The following is an 18,627-nucleotide window of genomic DNA, read 5'->3' as shown; positions in this document are numbered from 1 at the left end:
AATTAACATTGAACTTTATACCGATGAAAAAAAACATCTTTTTATACCTTTTTGTGTTTTCGTTTTTAATTAACGTTTTTCAATATGTGAATTCGACTAAAATTTTAGAATTCCAACAATTGGAAGTGCAAAAAGCAAAACAACATTTAAAAATAGCACGCGATTCTATAGCGACTGCTCAATACAATGATTATTTTGATATCGAAAAAGATCAAGATGCTCAGGATTATTTCTACAATAAGAACTTAGATTACCAACAAGTAATGGCTAAGGTAAATGAAGATTTAGTTTCTTTAAATACCAATCCTAAAGGAAACCCTTTGATTCCTTATGAGCCTATTGACGGTAAAAATTTCATCATTAACAAAGCGAAAGTTTTAAACCACAGATGGATTATTGCTGAATATTCAAATGGTGAACTTTGGGGACAAATCTTGGTAAAATATTTTTTCAATGAAGATAAACCAACCGATTTTGAAACCGTTGAAACTGTTATTTACGAAAGACAAACTAAATAATTTTCCTGTTTAGCATAAAATTTACTGATAGTTCAATCGATACTTTCCATTAGTTTTCTAAGTGGAAAGTGTTTGATTTTGGTAAATTTGGTTCAACATAAAAACAAAAAACGTTAACTATGAAAATCATTATTTCGCCTGCAAAATCATTAGACTATACTTCGGCTTTGCCAACACAGCGTTTTACGGAAGCTGCGTTTTTGAGCAAATCAGAAACGATCCAAAAGACTTTGAAAAAGAAGAAGCCTAAAGATTTGATGGAATTAATGAGTATTTCAGAAAAACTAGCCGATTTGAATTGGCAACGCAATCAAGATTGGCAGTTACCTTTTACACCCGAAAATGCTCGTCCGGCGGTTTACGCTTTTAATGGCGATGTGTATGTTGGTTTAGATGCGTACACTATTCCGGAAGAAAAATTAGCAGTTTTACAAGAAAAATTGAGAATTCTTTCGGGTTTATACGGTTTGTTGAAACCTTTAGATTTGATTCAGGAATATCGTCTGGAAATGGGAACTTCCTTGCAAGTGGGAACCAAAAAAAATCTGTATGAATTTTGGAAAAAGACGATTACCGATGCATTGAACAAAGAATTAGAGAAAGAAGAATTGTTTATCAATTTAGCCAGTAACGAATACTTCAGTGCAGTTGATGTAAAGTCGTTAAAAGTCCCGGTGATTACTCCTGAATTCAAAGATTACAAAGACGGAAAACTGAAAATGATTAGTTTTTTTGCTAAAAAAGCCAGAGGTTTGATGGTTCGTTATATTATTGATAATAATGTGGAAACATTGGACGAATTGAAAAACTTCAATTACGAAGGCTATGCTTTTGATGCCAATTTAAGCCAAGGAAACAAGTTAGTTTTTACGCGTTAGTGTTCTAATAAACTGAGTCGATTCTTCCAATACAATTTCCGGATTTTCTCTATGCGCTGTGTGACCGGCATTAGGAATGAGTAAAGCTTGGGAATGACCTTTGGTTTGCGAAACAATTTTTTCGACTTGATCCAAAGAACCGAATTCGTCGTTTTCACCTTGGATAATTAGCGACTTACATTCGATTTGTTGCACCCAATGTTCTATATTCCAATCTTGATATTCCTCGGAAGTCCAGGTTTTAGTCCAAGCGTTAAACAAATCATCAACTTTATCACCGTGATAGCGTTCTAATTTCTGTTTTAGTTTGGTTGTTTCATATTGAAGAACCGCTTTACGAATGCCATTGAGCGTAATTTCTTCAACAAAAATATGAGCGCCTTCGGTGATTATGCCAATTGTTTTTTCGGGATATTTTGCTGCAAAAATCAGTGCGATAGAACCTCCGTCACTAAATCCGAATAAAATAGCATTTTCGATTTTCCAGAAATCTAGTAATTCAGCCAAAATATCAGCTTCTTGTTCTAGATAATTTACGTCTCGTTTTTCATAAGAAAACGCACAAGATTTACCATAACCTTGTCTGTCGTATAAAATAACGTTGCATTTTGTTTTCTCAGCTAATTGTTGAGGAAAATCACGCCATAGTTCCATACAGCCTAGTGAATCATGTAAAAAAATAATAGTGGGCTGGTTAGGGTAGTGGTTTATTTTTTGAAAAGCGATTTCAGTAACGATATTTTTAATTTTCATTTGTTAAAAACGAGTTGTAATTCCAGCTCCCCAACCATAAAGGTTGTGATAGTTTCCCATGAATGAAAAATATTGAGCAAACATATATTCGAATCCTATTTTATATTTGGTTTCACCTTCAAAATTAGAATTTATTTGGTTTCCCCAACCAAAATCGGCAGTGTATTCATATTCACCAAGAATAAAAAAACGTTTGAAAAGCATGAATTCTTTATCGATTTTAATTTGTGTTCGCAATTGAGAATCCATATTAATATCTAGATTAAACATATAAGGTGTAAAATATTTAACCCCAATTTTACCAACGGTATTCATGTCGTTTAAATCGTGTTTTATTTTATTTTCGGTATTCACTCCGGCATATAATCGCACCCAATCGTTGATGTATCGATTGTAACTTAAAGTAGCTTCAAAATCTTTTTCGTAACCATATTCTGCAAGAACGTTCCATTCGTTTCTTATGTTGCTATAAGTTGTGTTAATTTTAGTGAAATGTGAACCTATATCGGCTAATCCCCAAAAATAATAAGGATTGGTTTCTTTAATAATTTTTTCTTCTGGATAGTTTTTCATTCTTTCGTCTCTTGGAGTATTATAGCTAAAAATACGAGTCATACCGCCCATCATGTGGTATAAAATGTGACAATGAAAAAACCAATCGCCATATTCTTCGCCTAAAAATTCAATGGTTACTTTTTGCATTGGGGCAACATTAACCGTGTGTTTTAAAGGAGATTTTTCACCATTTGAATTAATCACCCTAAAATAATGTCCGTGTAAATGCATTGGGTGATGCATCATAGTTAAGTTGTTGAAAGTGATTTGGGTAATTTCGCCTTTTTTGATTTTAATTTTATCGGCTTCAGATAATGGAATACCATTGAAACTCCAAACATAGCGATTCATGTTTCCGGTTAAATTGAGCAATAATTTGGTAACTGGAAGTTTTTTATCAAAATCAGTATTAGTTTGAGCTTCTAAAAAATTGTAGTTGAAGTATTTTTTGCGCTCTTCATAATTAAATGGAACACTGTCTTTCTTCATTTTATTCATAGCTTTTGAGTTGTGATGCTCAGCCATGTGATGCATTGACATATCCATTTTTTGATGATCCATATTTGTGCTATCTGATGTCATTTTTTTTGGATTCATATCCATTTTCATTCCATACTTTTTAGATAATTCTTCAGGTTCATATTTTTTTGCATTATTTTTTAAAGCGGGAGCGCCCATTTTCATATCCATCTTAGCCATGGATTTCATGATTTCTACTTTATCAGGTTTTGCGATAACCTTTGCAGGAAAAAGTTCGCCCGAACCTAAATGAATACTTGTATGTCCTGATCCATCTTGTGCCGTGGCTGTAATTTCTAATTTTCCTTTGGGAACAGTAACGATAAAATCATAGGTTTCGGCTATTGCAAATAGAAAACGATCTTTAGATACAGGTTTCACATCGACACCATCAGCAGAAACTAACATTGGGTTTCCGCCACCAAAATCAACCCAAAAGTAAGTAGAAGCAGCAGCATTGATGAACCGAACTCTAATTTTTTGTCCTTCTTTAAAATTTGGATACTCAGCAATTTTTTGTCCATTTGCTAAAAAAGTAGGATAGTAAATATCGGCTATATCAGCTCCATTCATTCGGTCTCGCCACATTTTCATTTGCGCTTTAAAGCCGCCTTCAGCAATGGCTTTTCCTAGAGGAACAGCTGTTCCTTTTTTAATTTGATACCATTCGCTTCCCCTTTTTAGGTTTTTAAGAATGGCTTCCGCTTTTTGATTGGTCCAGTCTGATAAAACAACGACTAAATCAGCATCATATTCCAATGTTTTTTCTTTGGGATGAATTAAAATGGAACCATAAACCCCTTTTTGTTCTTGTAACATAGTGTGTGAATGATACCAATATGTTCCAGATTGATTGATTGGAATTCGGTAGGTAAAAGTACTTCCGGGAGCAATAGGAGGAGTAGTTATATAAGGAATGCCATCTTGAAAATTTGGTAAAATGATTCCGTGCCAATGAATAGAAGTTTCGACATCCATGGTATTGGTCACATGAATTACCGCTAAGTCCCCTTCATTGAATTCCAAAGTAGGTCCAGGAACCGATCCGTTAATTGTCATTCCTTTGCTTGAGACACCAGCCAAAGTAACTTTCTCTTTGCTAATAGTAAGCTGATATTCTTTTATAGGTCTTCCATTTTCTTCCTTACTTTGTCCATTTGTTCCTACTTGAGCATTAAAAACAACGGAAAAAAATAGAAGAATAAAGGAGAGTAGAGCTTTCATGGAAATTTAATTTGCAGAATAACCCAAAGTTACAAAAAAAAGCCCTTTTTTTCAATTTTAACTTAATAGAGCACCACAAACTCCGGCACCAATTAAAAAATAAATTCCTGCAATTATGAAAAGAGTTTTGGCTGCATTAGGTTTCTTCTTTTTGATGATTAAACCAATAATAATCATGAGTATAGCAGGACTATGACAAACTAAATAAATAACTATGATTAAAGGAAGTAAATTGTCCATTGTGTTTTATTTAATGAGATTATCTAAAATTTTTCTTTTCTCGTCTCGGTAAAAGAGATTCATGGTTTCAAAAGGTATGATTTTATTGTCTTTGTTGACAATGTGTACGCATGATTTTTTTATGGCTCTTACATCAAAATTATGGGCATCGATAAATTGCATGATGATTATTCGGAACAAATTATCGTATCCTAACTCAGGAGCTTCAACAAAAGGCAAACAGCATAATAAAGAATGTAGTTTTTCAGAAGCTTTATCCGTTGAAGTTCCTGTGCTGAAAATTTCAAACATTTTTTGTTGTAAAGCTTCATCTTGTTCGTAAACAATAGTATTTTTGCTATTATCTAATAAATCCGTTGGATTGATATAACGGGTTAAAGGTAAAACATTCCCATTTAATTTTAAGGCATATCCCATGACTAAGGCATCGGGATTACAAGGAACGGGAATTAAATCATCCGATTCAAATATTTCAGTCTGTTCCAATATTTTTCGTCTCACTTCAGTTAAAGTAATGCGATCGGTTTGCGAATTGAAATTATCTAATCTTCCGGCGATTTGTGTGGGTTGAAAAGTTATGCCTCTTACGCATTGTTGTTGAAGAGCAAATTCGACTGTTTTGCCAATTTCGTTATCATTTAATCCTTTTTGTAAAGTCACTACCAAAGTTGTAGACAAATTAAGCGTATTTAAATGTTGCAAAGCTTGAGTTCTTATTTTGCTTAATTCGGCGCCTCGCATGGATTTTAAAACGGTATCTTCGAAAGAATCAAACTGCAAGTAAATTTCAAAATCGGGAGTATAGGTTTTTAGTCTTTTGGCAAACTCAAAATCTTTAGCAATAGCAATACCATTAGTATTAAGCATTAAATGTTTGATAGGTAATGTTTTGGCGTAATCTAAAATTTCAAAAAATTGAGGATGTAAAGTTGGTTCGCCACCGCTAATTTGCACAACATCAGGCTCTTTTTCGTTTTTTACAATGGTATCTAACATCAATTTCACTTCTTCTAAAGTACGATGTCTACCATAAGTAGGAGAGGAACCTGCATAACAAGTAGGACAAGTTAAATTACAACGATCGGTAATTTCTACTACAGTTAAGCAAGAATGTTGTTCATGATCGGGACACAAACCGCAATCATACGGACAACCATAATGCGTTTTAGTATTGAATAAATATGGAGTTTCAGAAGGTTTGTTATAATTTCTAATGTTTTTGTAGTAAGCGATATCATCTGCAATTAAAACTTTTGAAGCGCCATGATCTGGGCAGCGTTTTAGCATATACACTTTTTGGTCTTCAAACACAATTTTAGCATCAATTCGTTTCAGGCATTCTGGACATAAGCTTAATGTAAAATCATAATATGTATATTTTCTTGTAGGCATAAATAGAATATTTTTTGATGGTGCGACTATAATAGAGTAAACAAATAATACAAAGCCATTGAATGCTACTTAATCCTAAGATGAAGAAAACGTTTGGTTTTAGAAGCTCAATAGTAAATCGCCATGAAAAGTAGGCAATCATAAAGAATTTAAAAATAGTTCCGTTTTCAAGATTTTTGTTTTTCCAAAGATATTTCAAAAACCAAAATAAGATTCCTAAGAACAATAATTCATAGAGTGCGATAGGATGTCTTTTTATACCATCTCCTAAATTCATTCCTAGAAAAAATGAAGTAGGTTTTCCGTATGTAAATTCATTAATACCGCTTAAAAAGCAACCAATTCGACCGATGAATATTCCTAAAATTAAAGGAAGCGTAAACAAATCTCCGGAAGATTCTTTTTCACCAATTATTTTTTTCGCCAGTTCAACACCAATAAGACCACCGAATAATCCTCCCATAATGGTTTTGGCATTTAGAAATTGAATAAATTGGCTGGAAGTAATACTATTAATAAAAGGATTTTCAAAAAAAGCAAAAAGTCTAGAACCAATGAATGCTCCTATAATAGCACCGAGAAGAATAGATAATCTATTTTGTCCGGTAATAGCATCTGATTTTCGTTTTTTTAAATATAGATAATATCTAAAACCTATGAAAAAAGCTAAATATTCTAATACCAAGTGAACATTAATTGGATGACCAAAAAAATTGGGTTCAAAAGGTATTGTCATTTTGAATATTTAAATTTTAAGATGTAAATATAATGAAAAAGGAATGTCAGTCAGTTAAAAACTAAAAAAGCCCTTTTTTTCAAAAGAGCTTTTAAACTTAACAAATTAAATAATTTTAGTGCATTGCATCACTAATATTCACATTTCCTTTACCTTTTTTAATCAGTAAGATGAAAGGAATACAAATTAAAAACAGCAATCCTAAATACATAAAAACATCCATATAGGATAAAACCGTACTTTGTTTGGTTACTGACAAATCAATTAATTGATAGGCTTTATTCAAAGCTTCATTGGGACTAAAACCTTTAGCAATAAAACTTTGTTGTAAACCATGAATACGTTGTTGTACCAAAGAGTTTGCGCCGTCAATATTTTTAATCAGATTTACACGATGATCTTGTGACAATCTGGAAATAAAAGTCGTAATGATAGCAATACCGAACGAACCTCCTAATTGTCGCATCATTCCCGTAAAAGCCGCTCCTTCACCAATCGATTTTCCTGATAAAGTGGAAAGCGAGAGCGTAGTAATAGGAACGAATAATAATCCTAAACCAAATCCACGAACAATAAGCGGCCAAAACATGTGTTCTTCACCCGTATCAGGAGTCATAATGTTATGCATCCAAAACGTAAAAATAAAGAACATTAAAAATCCTCCTGCTACCAAATAAGGTTGAGGTACACCTTTTTGAATTAACTTACCAATAATTGGCATCATAAAAGCTGTCATCAATGAACTTGGTATCAATAATAGACCGGCATCTGTTGCAGTCCAACCTAAAATGGATTGGGTATAAATAGGAATAATGAAAGTTGATCCATACAATCCGAAACCAAGGACAAAACTTAAAATAGTTCCCACTCTCAGGTTGTTATCTTTCAAAACCCGCAAATTCACTATCGGATGTTCATAGACGAGTTCTCTCCAAATAAAGAAAAACAAACCGACAAAGCTCATGATACTAACAATAATAATAGTAATATCATTAAACCAGTCATCCTGTTGTCCGTGTTCCAATACAAATTGCAACGAGCCAATAAACATAGCCAGTGTAATGATTCCCCACCAGTCTACTTGATTGCTTTTTAATTTATCTCCATATTTTGGACTTCTAACATAAGTTAAAGTCAATAAGGTTGCAATAATTCCAATCGGTACATTGATGTAAAAGATATAAGGCCAAGAATAATTATCTACTAAATAACCTCCTAGCGGCGGACCTAATGTTGGTCCTACAATTACACCCATACCGTAAATAGCTTGCGCCATACCTCTTTTTTCAATGGGATAACTTTCAGTAATAATCGTTTGAGAAGTTACCAAAAGTGCTCCACCACCTAATCCTTGAATGAATCGGAAGAGAACTAATTCCCAAATTCCCGATGCATTTCCACATAAAAAGGAAGAAAAGGTGAAGATGATAATAGAAGCGGCAAAATAATTTCGTCTACCAAATTGTTGTGATAACCAACTGGTCATTGGAATTACAATTACGTTTGCAATAGCATAAGCCGTAATTACCCAAGCCACATCGGTTAAAGTAGCCCCTAAACTTCCACGCATGTCATTTAAGGCTACGTTAACAATGGTAGTATCTACAATTTCCAATAGAGCACACAGTACGGCAGTAATAGTAATAATTACCCTATCAATACCATATAGTACTAAATCGTCATTTTGTATGGTTCCTGATGCACTCATAAATTATTTTAAGTGTACGTCTACATCTGCGTTCATTCCTGCACGAAGTAAACTTACTTTTTCTTTGTCGTTAGTGTTTTTTAAACTGATCTTAACCGGTAATCTTTGAACGGTTTTTACGAAGTTTCCTGTAGCATTGTCTGGGGGCAAAAGGGAGAAACGTGAACCAGTAGCAGGTGAGAAAGAGGTTACTTCACCCACAAAAGTATAGTCAGGATAAGCATCAACTTTAATTTCAACTTCTTGTCCTAAGCGCATTTTGTTCAATTGAGTTTCTTTGAAATTAGCTACAACCCAAACTTCTTCAGAACTAATGATATAGAATAAAGATTGTCCTGCTTGAACCATTTGTCCTGGTTGTAAATCTATCGTAGATACTTGTCCGTCAATAGCAGCAGTAACTATAGTATAGCCTAAGTTTAATTTGGCAGCATCTAATTGTGCTTGCGCTCTTTTAATGTTTGCAGCTGCTACTTCTGTTTGTTTGCTTGACACATTTGAACGAGAAACAGCTACTCTTTTTTGGTAATCTGAAGCGGATTTTTGATCTTGTAATACTTTCAATTCGTTTTCAGCTACTTGTTTAGCAGCTAATGCTTCTTCATATTGTTGTTTTGTGATAGATTTGTTTTTGTATAGGTTTTCATAACGTTGAAAATCGTTAGTAGCTCTCCATACTTTTACTTTAGCATTTTCAATGCTGTTAGTATACGATTGTGCATTAGCAGCCGAAACAGATACACCGGCAGAAGCACTTCCAACATCAGCTTTAGAAACTTCTAAGTTGTTTTCGGCAGCTAAAAGTCCGGCTTGTGCTTCTTCAAAACGTACTAAATAATCACTATTGTCAATTACGAATAAAGTATCTCCTTTTTTAACGTATTGATTGTCTTTTACATAAATTTTTTGAACATAACCGCTTACTCTAGGAATAATTGGCGACATGTTTTGTTCTATTTGGGCATCATCAGTTGTTTCGTGTGCCAAAGAGTGGAAGTATTTGTATCCACCATAAACCACTCCTAAGGTTACTAAAACGATTAGAATGATTGTAAATTTTTTATTTGTTTTCTTTGTTTCCATTTTTTGGGTCAGAAATTATTGTTGAACAGATTGTGTTAAGTTTCCTTTAGCAAAAGCCAATTCGTAGTATTTTTGAAGAATATCTGCTTTTGAAACCGCTTTATTGATATTAGCCTGAAGTTGTTCTACATCAGCTTCTAATAAATCGTTGGTATTAGATAAACCGTTGTCGTATTTGTCTTTTACAATTCTATAGTTTTCAGTAGCTTGCTCAGCCGCTAAATTGTACACATTGTATTGTTTTTGAGCCAAAGTATAATTTTCCTGAGCTTCGTGAACTTCTTCTTTGATTTGGTCAGTTAAAAGAGCAACTGATTGTTTAGCTTCTTCCGATTTGCTTTTGGCTACCTTAACTTCTGCATTGTTTTTAAAGATAGAAGATAAGTCATAAGAAACACCCACACCAAAGTTCATAGCATTAGTCATGGTAAATGCATTTTTAATATCTACAGCAATATAACCACCAACTAAATTAATTGACGGATAGTAATTTCCTTGTGCTATTTTGATTCCGTTTTCAGCCGCTTTTTGTTTGAATTCAGCCGCTTGTAAATCGGTACGTTGTGCATCGCTTGCTGCAATCGCTTGGAATGAATCAATTCCGTTCGGATCGATTTCAATAGTTGAATTTTCAGCAATACCCAAAAGATTTTTCAATTTGAAGTTTAATACATCCAAATTCTTTTGGTTCTGATCAATCATCAATTGTACGTTAGATTCCTGCAATTGAGCTTTTAGCATATCATTGTGTGCCAATAAACCGTTGTCTTCCATAGCCTGAAAATCCACTACACGTTGGTGAGCGCTTTTCAAGTTATCTTGTAATAAATCCAACATTTGTTCCGTTTTATAGATCGCTAAATACAAATTAGTAGCATATAAAGCCACTTGTTGTTTAGTGTATTCAGCTTCTAAACTTTCCGATTGATGTAAATTTTCAGAAGCTTTTATGTTTTGACTAATTTTAAATCCGTTAAAAACAGGGATGCTTACATTAGCCATACCCAAAAGCAATTGGTTTATTTTTCCGGTACTTCCCGAAGAACCGGAGTCAGAAGAACCAGAATTGGAGTTCCCTAATAAAGGAGAACTGATATTTGGTTCAGTCAATCGGAAATATTGCCCTGAAAGGGTGGCGCTGGGATAGCGGTTGTTTTTAGCCTTTTTTACTTCATATTCAGAAGTGGTTACTTTAGCCTCGGCTAGTACAGCTTGCTTACTTTGACTTGTTGCCATTTCAACAGTTTCTTTTAAGGTCAGCTTTTTTGTTTCCTGAGCTTGTCCTGTAAGAGAAACCAATTGAAAGAGAACTAAAATAAGCGAAATTTTACTTTTCATAGTGTTTCGATTTCTGTTGAGGTTTTTGAGTTTATGTTAGTTTAAAATAAGTGCGTGAACGGCTTTAATTAAATCGTCTGTAAAAGCGGAGTAGATGTATTGTTCAAATTCTTCATCCGTTTTTAAATCTAATACCTTTTGGTAAAAAGGCTTATTAGTGTAGAATTGAGTTAGTGTACCAATAATGAGAGGAGGGATCATCAATACTTTTATATTCGGACGAAATACTTTTAGTTCCTGACCTTCTTTGATGATTTTTTCAATTACATCTAAATTTTGCTTTTTGATATCTATAAAAAGATCGTAATCAATATCTCGTTTTTGAGAAATAATTTCAACGTGTAAAATTTGATAGATACTTCTGTTGTCATAGATGCGATGAATGTAAAAGCGAATCAGTTTTTCCATTTTTTCTATGGGAGAAATATTTTCTTCAAAAAGATTCGCTAACATAAGACGCATTGCGTTAATTCTATGAAATACAACGGCTTCCAAAAGTTTTTCTTTGGAACCAAAATAGTACGAGATCATTGCAATATTGATATCAGCTGCTTTAGCAATATCACGAATAGAAGTTCCGTCGAAGCCTTTTTCTGCGAATAAAGTTTCGGCTATAGCAATGATTTCTATTTGTTTAGCATTTAATTCCATTTCATGTTTAATTTCTATGCAAAGTTAAACACTTGTTTAAATTAAACGTTTGTTTAAAAATGATATTAACAAAAATTTAACAAAATAGAATCTTGCTATTTAATTTCAAGAAACAACTATTTCAGTACGCTTTTTGGATTGATATAATACATTCCAAAAGTGAAGAATTAATCCGGTGAATACAATAAGCATTCCTATTTGTCCGTAAGTTCCTGGGAAAGAAGTTCCTAATAAGATCATTTCACCCAATAATGTAAAGATGATTTCCAAAGCTTGAGTTGCTTCGATAGCAGCAATGGCTATGGGATTTTTATGAACCATTTGGGTAGCATGATAAAAAGCTGCTCCTCCCAAAAAACCCGAAAATAAGGCTGAGTATAATGATGCTTGACATTGAGAAATCGGCGGTAATCCTGACTGTGTGTAACCGATAATTGCTAGTACAATTAATAAAGGTATAGATCCGATACTCATACCTAATACGCGTTGTACGGCATTGAGCTGTAAATTATGTTCTTCAAGAACAACCATCAATTTACGATTACCTAAAGGCCATACGATTGCTCCAATTACAACCAATACAAAACTGATTACGATTCCTGAAGAAGTTCCTGAAGAAGCTGTTTTTTCAAATTGCATAACAAGAACTCCTACCAAAATTAAAACGGAAAGGAGTACTGCTTGTCTAGGAATTTTGCGTCTATGGTCTTTGTAGATGAAAGGGGCGAGAAATATTCCGGCTAAAATATTAATTTGAAAAGTGGCTGCAATCATCCATCCAGGTGCGTAAAGTGAAGCTAAAGCAACACTGGTGTATAAAATACCAAAACCGGTTAATCCCCATTTTATAAAAATCATAGGTTTTGAAGCAATAGCTTGTAACAAGGGACGAAGCTTTTTATTGATTAAAAGAACTAAAGCTAAAATCGGAATGAGGAAAAAGGTACGGAGATTTGCTGTCCATGCCCAATGTCCGCCTGATTCTGCAATTAAGCTGTTGATTAAAAATGTTGAGGATAGAAAGAATGATGCAATTATTCCCCAAATAATTCCTTTAAGTGATTGAATATAGGTTATCATACTTACAAAGGTAAGCACGTCTTTAGTTCATATTCTGGTACATTTAGGGAGAATTCTGGTTTAAATCAACCGTTTTTTACGAAACTCGGCAGGCGTAATACCAGTGTGTCTTTTGAAAAAACGACCGAAGAAAGCCGGATCGTTAAATCCTAGTTCATAACTGATCTCTTTGATGGATCCGGTTGAGGTTTGCAATTCAATTTTACTTTCGGTAATTAATCGTTCTTGAATGAGTTCAAAGAGCGTACTTCCGGTCGTTTTACGGCAAATGGCATTTAGTTTTTTACTGTCAACATTTAATTTTTCAGCATAATAGGAGGCAAGATGCTCGCTTTTGTATTTCACTTCCAAAAGTTGTTTGAGCTCTTGAAATATTTTACGATTGGCTAAATCTAATTGTTCTTTAGGATGTTGGTTGACTTGTATTTTATTGGCTTGAAGAATAAAAAGCGACACATAATGAAAAATGATGTTGAGATCTTGTTTTTCAGCCTTAAGTTCTTCGTTGATTTGTTCAATAAGATGAATGAATTTCTGCAATTGATTTTCGTCTAAATCAATGTATGGAAAAGGAGAATAGCTATCTAACAAACCATTTTCGCTTTCTTGTTTGTGAATTTTTAAAAACGTGCTGTATAGCTCTTCACCAAAAAATATCAACCAACCTTCTCGTTCAAAATTTTCAATGATATGAACTTGTCCTTTTTGGATAAAATAGAGTCGGTTAGGTTGAATATCAAAAGGTTTATAATCAATTAAATGCTTGCCTGATCCTTTTAACGGAAGAATAAATTCATAATGATCATGTCGGTGCGGAACAGCAGATAGATCATTCAAATCTTTATGCAGTCTGGCAATATGAAGATATTCTCCATGAAGTAATTCCTGAACAGGCAGTTTATTCATATCTTATTCTCAATAAAAGCTAGTTAACAAATTTAAAAACTATTTTTAAAAGAATCAGAAACAGAATAATTAATGGTTTATTGTTTTGAGAAAAGTGGGTTTTAATTCAAACCTTCCCACCACTTTTCAAAGGTCTGTGTTGTGTCATTCAGTTTTACAAGTTCTCCGATTTTAGGTGTAATTAATGCAATGGAACTACTATCTTTTTCGTGTAATGCTGAAATGGTTTTAAGTGGTTCGTCCCAAGTATGATTGGCTAGTTTAAATTTAGACGAATGAATAGGAAACAATCGTTTGGTCTTTAGCTCTTTTGCTGCTTTTAAACCTTCTTGAGGTAGCATGTGAATAGCTTGCCAAGCAAGATTATATTGCCCGTTGTCTAAGAGAGCCAAATCGAAACCGTTAAATTTTTCTCCGATTTCTGCAAAATGAGAGTCATAACCGCTATCTCCGCCAAGATACATTTTGAAATTATCTGTTTGTAATATAAAAGACAGCCAAAGCGTATTATTTCGGGTAAAACCTCTACCGGAAAAATGACGTGCAGAAGCCGTATGTAATGAAAAATGGTCATCAATCATAATACTTTCATTCCAGTCTTTTTCGAAGATCTTTGAAGCATCAAATTTCCAATAGTCAAAATGTTGTCCTACACCTAATCCGCAAATAATGTTTTTAATTTTAGGTTTTAGCTTTAGAATTGTAGGATAATCCAAATGGTCATAATGATCGTGTGTGATGAGTAAATAATCAATTTCAGGCATGTCTTCAGTTGAATAGATATCGCTTCCCTTAAAGGAAGTATTGGAATTAGGAATAGGAGAGGCATTACCACTAAAAACCGGATCGATCAGGAATCGTTTTCCGTTAAGTTGTATAAAATAAGAGGAATGTCCAAACCAAACCAACACATTTTCAGTAATCGGTAAATTTTTTAAATCTGTTTTTACAGAAGGAATGACATCTACAGGTTTAGTTCTTGGAAATGATTTAAAAATGAAATCATATAAAACACCTGTCATTGAATAACCTTCAGTTACTGTTGGTGTATGATGAATGTTTTGGAATTTACCGTCTTTATAGTTAGGAGACTGTTGTAAAAGTTCCAGCCGTTTTCCAGTGGGAGCCTTTCCAAATTGCGGGTGATTCATAAAAAGAAATACAGCAATTGTCAAAAGCAAAATTACAGAGATCAAAATTGTCATTATTCGCTTGATAGTTTTAATTAAATGTTGCACGGAATTCTAAAGGTGACATTTCAGTTTTTTTCTTGAATAGTTTGTTGAATGATTGTGGGTATTCAAATCCCAATTGGTACGCAATTTCACTAACGGAAAGCTGAGAAGTCGTGAGCAATTCTTTACTCTTTTCAATAACTTTGTTGTGAATATGAGCCTGAGCACTTTGTCCGGTTAAGTTGCGCAACACATCACTTAAATAATGCGCTGACAAGTTCAGTTGCCCTGCAAAATATTCGACTGTAGGCAATCCGTTATGCAAAGTTTCTTCATTACTAAAATAATCATTCAACAGTTTCTCCATTTTAGTGATCAGATTATGGTTTACTGCTTTTCGGGTAATGAACTGTCTTTCATAAAAGCGATTGCTGTAATTGAGTAACAAATCAATTTGCGAAAGAATAATATCCTGAGTATGTCGGTCGATATGTTGATATTCCCGTTCTATTTTTTGAAAGATCTCAATGATATTTTTTTCCTCCGGATCTGAAAGATGTAAAGCCTCATTGACGGAATAGGAAAAGAAACCATAGTTTTTAATTGAAACCTGCAAAGGGTGTTTATGCAAAAAATCAGGATGAAACATCAGCATATAACCTTCTCCGCATTCCACATTTATTTGTTGAATATCAGCAATACTAAGCGATTGTACTTGCTTAGGCGCAATAAAATTCATCGTACCTTTTTCAAAATCATAATATTCTTGTCCGTATTTCATTTTTGCAGCTACATTCTTTTTGAGCGAAATGCAGTAAAAATTAGCAAAAAATTGTTCCCAGATTTCACTTTCCGCCGGCTTTAAATCTGAAACGGAAATTACGCTGACCAAAGGATGCAACGGATCAGGCAGAGCTAAAAGCTTATGAAATTCAGATATGGAATTGATGATATACATGATGTTCTCTCTTTACAAATTTACAAAAAGCAACTATAGAAAGATAGTCGCTGGATTCATTGTTACCCGAATTGCTGTTTAATTTCTTGGATGAATGCTTCTTTGCCGATTTCTAATCGTCTTTCATAAAGAAAATGAGCATCGGCACCAGCCAAATAGCGTATTTGATCTTTGTCATCTGTTGCAGCTTCGTAAACTACTTCTGCAATTTGTTCGGCAGTTGAGGCGTTTTTCATCATACTTTCAACAGCTCCGAACAATTTATGTTCAATGTCGGAGTATTCAGATTGTGCATTAAAATCCATTGATCTGCCTGCAAAATCAGTTGAAATTCCTCCCGGAGCCACAGTTTTAATTCGAATACCCAATGGACTCAATTCAAAAGACATACTTTCAGACCAACCTTCTAAAGCAAATTTGGTAGCATGATAGATGGAATGTAAAGGAAAGCCCATAAACCCGCCTATAGAAGTAGTACTGATAAATAAACCGTTTCTTTTTTCTCTGAAATAAGGAATAAAAGCTTGCGTTACACGTAAAACTCCTAGCAAATTGGTATTGATCTGACGAATAATTTTTTCGTCGCTTAGTCCTTCTAAAGCACCCATTAAACCATAACCGGCATTATTAAAGACCACATCAATATTTGATTTTTCGATTGCTTGTTTAACTGTAGCTTGTATTTGCTCCGGATCATTTACATCAAGTGGTAAAACGGTAACGTTTTCTAATGTAGTAAGTTCGGTTTCTTTTTCAGGATTTCGCATTGTAGCCATTACATGCCAACCTTTGCTTTGAAATAGTTTAGCCGTAGCTTTTCCCAATCCGCTGGAAGCACCTGTAATAAAAATTGTTTTTGCCATTGTTCTTTACTATTAAAATTAGACCAGACAAAATTGGGTATAAAAGAAAAGAGGGATGTTTCCAAATAGTAGTTTGTTGTATCCAAAATGTGGGGAAGTTATATTTTGTATTGGTTTAGTGTTGTACACTATTGCGTAAACTCCTTTTATTTTTAAAAGGTTTTTATATGAAGTTCAGTAATTGAATAAAAACAACTCAACTTTACTTTTTAATCAATACTGATTGTAAAAACAAAATGGCTTTTATGTTGAAACAAAAGCCGCTATTGATACAGTATTACAGGTAGTTTTTATTGTTTTGTTAAAGTAACATGATTAGGAATGGAAAAACCCGGAGGCGGAATAGTTTCACCCGGTAAATACCCTCTGGTTCTGCCCTCTAATTCCATTGTTAGCTGTGGTGAAGGAAAACTATTTAATAATGTAAAGGTCGCATCACCTGATTTTTGATATAAATTGTCTTTAAAACTCATGTAAAGCATTTGTGGAGTCATGGGACTGGATGTATAAAACGAATTAATATTGGGATTGGTTTCTGTAGCATTTGCAACAATGGTATTGGTCACATAAGTGGCACCGCCATCGGTAGAATAACTATAGTTCCCTTTTATGTAATCTTCATAACTACCATATTCGGCATCGAAGTATTTCGTAACTTTCTCAAGTTTTATAATTAAAATTTCATTCCCGTTTTGATATTTCCAAGTTCCTAAAAAAGGAGTAAAGGTATCAAATATGTCTTTAATATATGTTCCTCTAGGAGCATCCATTACAGTATAGCCATTGGATACATCAACTATGTTGGTTTGACAAAAAGTGGTATTAAAACACATCACAAAACAAAAAGTTAAAATTATATTTTTCATGTTAATTACATTTAGAGGTTGTTTTTTGGTTTGAATTTTTATCCCATTTTAACTTAGTCCAGTTGTTGAACAAGTCGGGAGACGGTGTATCAGCCGCATCAAAATTAGAACTGGCTAATGAGATTCCGATATTTAAATCGCTCATCATTTTTAAAAAACCATCCTCATTGGTTTCCCTGGATGCTTCCTGATGGATATGATATTTTTCATACATTTTATTTTTTTGAAAATTATTAATTTTCTTATCATCAGCAAGATACTTATCTCCGAAAGCAATAAAATCAGCTCTGTTCTCTATTCGCAATAAATATGCCGTATTTGAAGCCGTAACCAAACCTAAAAAAATATCATCAAAATAAGTAGGATTATTTTTTAAAAGCTGGTAAAGATATTGTAAATCTCCAGCACTAAAAACTGAGCCTAATTTACGATAATGAGAATGGATATAACCCGCAGAGTTCGTTAAAAGTGTAAATTCTGCTGTTGGACTTTGAGGTGTACCTTCAGAATTAACATAGGTATAGTTGTTCGTGCTTGTTGGATTGGTATTCTCATTTACAACATTAACTTTTTCCCTACTCCAAGCTCTTGCAGGTTCTATAAGACTAGACATTCTTGATTTAAAATTGGTATCTTTTTGTAATTTTAAAATTAAGGCACAATCCTTGTCTAGTTCTTCCAACTCCGGAACAGGTACCGTCACCACGCCACCACAACCTTTACAGGTTTTCGGGTCTACCAAGCCGTCATCATAATCCTCATCGCCCGGTGTTCCGCCGGTGTTTCCGCCGCTATCTGATCCTGAATTGCCGGTTCCGCTGTCACCACCGCTGCCGCTATCTCCGGTATTACCACTACCGCTGCCGCAATTGCTGCTGTCATAGGTCCAATACACATCTTGTCCCTCTCCGATACAGATTAACGATGCGGGATGCGGATGTCCGTAGGGACACATCAGTATATAAATGGTACAGTCGTCGTCTCCCATATACTGTATCTTGGCTTGGGCATCATTAGCATTGTACATGATAGGCGTCAACTCTTTTCCTCCATCAACAATATAGGAATCGTGTTCGGCAAAATAATCCGTAACTCCGTGTAACGAATATTTTACGACATAAGCCTTAGTTGTACCCAAAGTGTCGGTTTGAATCACCAGATTTTCAAAAAAATCAATAGCCGGA

The 18,627-nt window shown here is 34.0% G+C and carries 18 protein-coding genes; 2 read left to right on the top strand and 16 right to left on the bottom strand.

Annotated elements, in window-relative coordinates:
- The first annotated feature begins 23 nt into the window (after positions 1-23).
- Positions 24-518, top strand: a complete 495-nt coding sequence (locus tag ACUSJC_RS09230; RefSeq protein WP_449269285.1) for a hydrolase — start codon at positions 24-26, stop codon at positions 516-518.
- Between the two features lie 119 nt (positions 519-637).
- The gene (gene yaaA / locus ACUSJC_RS09225; protein ID WP_449269284.1) at positions 638-1,396 is read left to right on the top strand and encodes a peroxide stress protein YaaA; all 759 of its coding nucleotides are present in this window, start codon (positions 638-640) and stop codon (positions 1,394-1,396) included.
- Here yaaA and ACUSJC_RS09220 read toward each other — a convergent pair.
- From ACUSJC_RS09220 to ACUSJC_RS09145, 16 genes are all read right to left on the bottom strand, one after another.
- Positions 1,379-2,149, bottom strand: coding sequence for an alpha/beta fold hydrolase (locus ACUSJC_RS09220; RefSeq protein ID WP_449269283.1), 771 nt, complete (start codon positions 2,147-2,149; stop codon positions 1,379-1,381). The genes yaaA and ACUSJC_RS09220 overlap by 18 nt on opposite strands.
- A 3-nt stretch (positions 2,150-2,152) precedes the next feature.
- Positions 2,153-4,447 carry a multicopper oxidase domain-containing protein gene (locus ACUSJC_RS09215; protein WP_449269282.1) on the bottom strand — a complete coding sequence of 765 codons (2,295 nt, stop codon included), beginning with the start codon at positions 4,445-4,447 and terminating at the stop codon, positions 2,153-2,155.
- Positions 4,448-4,504: 57 nt separating this feature from the next.
- The gene (locus ACUSJC_RS09210; protein ID WP_449269281.1) at positions 4,505-4,687 is read right to left on the bottom strand and encodes a hypothetical protein; all 183 of its coding nucleotides are present in this window, start codon (positions 4,685-4,687) and stop codon (positions 4,505-4,507) included.
- A gap of 6 nt (positions 4,688-4,693) precedes the next feature.
- Positions 4,694-6,079 (bottom strand): radical SAM protein, encoded by a 1,386-nt coding sequence (locus ACUSJC_RS09205; RefSeq protein WP_449269280.1) that lies wholly within the window; start codon positions 6,077-6,079, stop codon positions 4,694-4,696.
- Positions 6,051-6,815: a prolipoprotein diacylglyceryl transferase gene (locus ACUSJC_RS09200; RefSeq protein WP_449269279.1), complete on the bottom strand. Its 765-nt coding sequence runs from the start codon at positions 6,813-6,815 to the stop codon at positions 6,051-6,053. Before ACUSJC_RS09200 ends, ACUSJC_RS09205 begins: the two co-directional genes overlap by 29 nt.
- 115 nt (positions 6,816-6,930) lie before the next feature.
- A complete protein-coding gene (locus ACUSJC_RS09195) occupies positions 6,931-8,523 on the bottom strand; it encodes a DHA2 family efflux MFS transporter permease subunit (protein WP_449269278.1) in 1,593 nt (530 codons plus the stop codon).
- Positions 8,524-8,526: 3 nt separating this feature from the next.
- Positions 8,527-9,606 (bottom strand): HlyD family secretion protein, encoded by a 1,080-nt coding sequence (locus ACUSJC_RS09190; RefSeq protein WP_449269277.1) that lies wholly within the window; start codon positions 9,604-9,606, stop codon positions 8,527-8,529.
- A 15-nt stretch (positions 9,607-9,621) separates the two neighbouring features.
- Positions 9,622-10,944: a TolC family protein gene (locus ACUSJC_RS09185; RefSeq protein WP_449269276.1), complete on the bottom strand. Its 1,323-nt coding sequence runs from the start codon at positions 10,942-10,944 to the stop codon at positions 9,622-9,624.
- A gap of 36 nt (positions 10,945-10,980) precedes the next feature.
- Positions 10,981-11,595: a TetR/AcrR family transcriptional regulator gene (locus ACUSJC_RS09180; protein WP_449269275.1), complete on the bottom strand. Its 615-nt coding sequence runs from the start codon at positions 11,593-11,595 to the stop codon at positions 10,981-10,983.
- Positions 11,596-11,700: 105 nt separating this feature from the next.
- Positions 11,701-12,675: a DMT family transporter gene (locus tag ACUSJC_RS09175; protein ID WP_449269274.1), complete on the bottom strand. Its 975-nt coding sequence runs from the start codon at positions 12,673-12,675 to the stop codon at positions 11,701-11,703.
- Between the two features lie 60 nt (positions 12,676-12,735).
- Positions 12,736-13,581, bottom strand: coding sequence for a helix-turn-helix domain-containing protein (locus ACUSJC_RS09170; RefSeq protein WP_449269273.1), 846 nt, complete (start codon positions 13,579-13,581; stop codon positions 12,736-12,738).
- Between the two features lie 101 nt (positions 13,582-13,682).
- Entirely contained in the window at positions 13,683-14,786 is a 1,104-nt protein-coding gene (locus ACUSJC_RS09165) for an MBL fold metallo-hydrolase (protein WP_449269272.1), read from the bottom strand.
- Positions 14,787-14,802: 16 nt separating this feature from the next.
- On the bottom strand, positions 14,803-15,714 hold the full coding sequence (locus tag ACUSJC_RS09160) for a helix-turn-helix domain-containing protein (protein WP_449269271.1): 912 nt from the start codon (positions 15,712-15,714) through the stop codon (positions 14,803-14,805).
- Positions 15,715-15,776: 62 nt separating this feature from the next.
- Positions 15,777-16,577, bottom strand: a complete 801-nt coding sequence (locus tag ACUSJC_RS09155; RefSeq protein ID WP_449269270.1) for an SDR family oxidoreductase — start codon at positions 16,575-16,577, stop codon at positions 15,777-15,779.
- A gap of 290 nt (positions 16,578-16,867) precedes the next feature.
- On the bottom strand, positions 16,868-17,443 hold the full coding sequence (locus tag ACUSJC_RS09150; protein WP_449269269.1) for a DUF6705 family protein: 576 nt from the start codon (positions 17,441-17,443) through the stop codon (positions 16,868-16,870).
- 1 nt (position 17,444) lies between these two features.
- Positions 17,445-18,627: hypothetical protein (locus ACUSJC_RS09145; RefSeq protein ID WP_449269268.1), on the bottom strand; the 1,183-nt coding region annotated here is incomplete at its 5' end.

The organism is Flavobacterium sp. U410, from assembly GCF_053570605.1.
This window is presented reverse-complemented; position numbering and strand designations above follow the sequence as displayed.

What these genes read in the sequence shown, in the direction of transcription:
- ACUSJC_RS09230 (WP_449269285.1), top strand. Translation starts at nt 24, where the DNA reads ATGAAAAAAAACATCTTTTTATACCTTTTTGTGTTTTCGTTTTTAATT.
- yaaA (WP_449269284.1), top strand. Translation starts at nt 638, where the DNA reads ATGAAAATCATTATTTCGCCTGCAAAATCATTAGACTATACTTCGGCT.
- ACUSJC_RS09220 (WP_449269283.1), bottom strand. Translation starts at nt 2,149, where the DNA reads ATGAAAATTAAAAATATCGTTACTGAAATCGCTTTTCAAAAAATAAAC.
- ACUSJC_RS09215 (WP_449269282.1), bottom strand. Translation starts at nt 4,447, where the DNA reads ATGAAAGCTCTACTCTCCTTTATTCTTCTATTTTTTTCCGTTGTTTTT.
- ACUSJC_RS09210 (WP_449269281.1), bottom strand. Translation starts at nt 4,687, where the DNA reads ATGGACAATTTACTTCCTTTAATCATAGTTATTTATTTAGTTTGTCAT.
- ACUSJC_RS09205 (WP_449269280.1), bottom strand. Translation starts at nt 6,079, where the DNA reads ATGCCTACAAGAAAATATACATATTATGATTTTACATTAAGCTTATGT.
- ACUSJC_RS09200 (WP_449269279.1), bottom strand. Translation starts at nt 6,815, where the DNA reads ATGACAATACCTTTTGAACCCAATTTTTTTGGTCATCCAATTAATGTT.
- ACUSJC_RS09195 (WP_449269278.1), bottom strand. Translation starts at nt 8,523, where the DNA reads ATGAGTGCATCAGGAACCATACAAAATGACGATTTAGTACTATATGGT.
- ACUSJC_RS09190 (WP_449269277.1), bottom strand. Translation starts at nt 9,606, where the DNA reads ATGGAAACAAAGAAAACAAATAAAAAATTTACAATCATTCTAATCGTT.
- ACUSJC_RS09185 (WP_449269276.1), bottom strand. Translation starts at nt 10,944, where the DNA reads ATGAAAAGTAAAATTTCGCTTATTTTAGTTCTCTTTCAATTGGTTTCT.
- ACUSJC_RS09180 (WP_449269275.1), bottom strand. Translation starts at nt 11,595, where the DNA reads ATGGAATTAAATGCTAAACAAATAGAAATCATTGCTATAGCCGAAACT.
- ACUSJC_RS09175 (WP_449269274.1), bottom strand. Translation starts at nt 12,675, where the DNA reads ATGATAACCTATATTCAATCACTTAAAGGAATTATTTGGGGAATAATT.
- ACUSJC_RS09170 (WP_449269273.1), bottom strand. Translation starts at nt 13,581, where the DNA reads ATGAATAAACTGCCTGTTCAGGAATTACTTCATGGAGAATATCTTCAT.
- ACUSJC_RS09165 (WP_449269272.1), bottom strand. Translation starts at nt 14,786, where the DNA reads ATGACAATTTTGATCTCTGTAATTTTGCTTTTGACAATTGCTGTATTT.
- ACUSJC_RS09160 (WP_449269271.1), bottom strand. Translation starts at nt 15,714, where the DNA reads ATGTATATCATCAATTCCATATCTGAATTTCATAAGCTTTTAGCTCTG.
- ACUSJC_RS09155 (WP_449269270.1), bottom strand. Translation starts at nt 16,577, where the DNA reads ATGGCAAAAACAATTTTTATTACAGGTGCTTCCAGCGGATTGGGAAAA.
- ACUSJC_RS09150 (WP_449269269.1), bottom strand. Translation starts at nt 17,443, where the DNA reads ATGAAAAATATAATTTTAACTTTTTGTTTTGTGATGTGTTTTAATACC.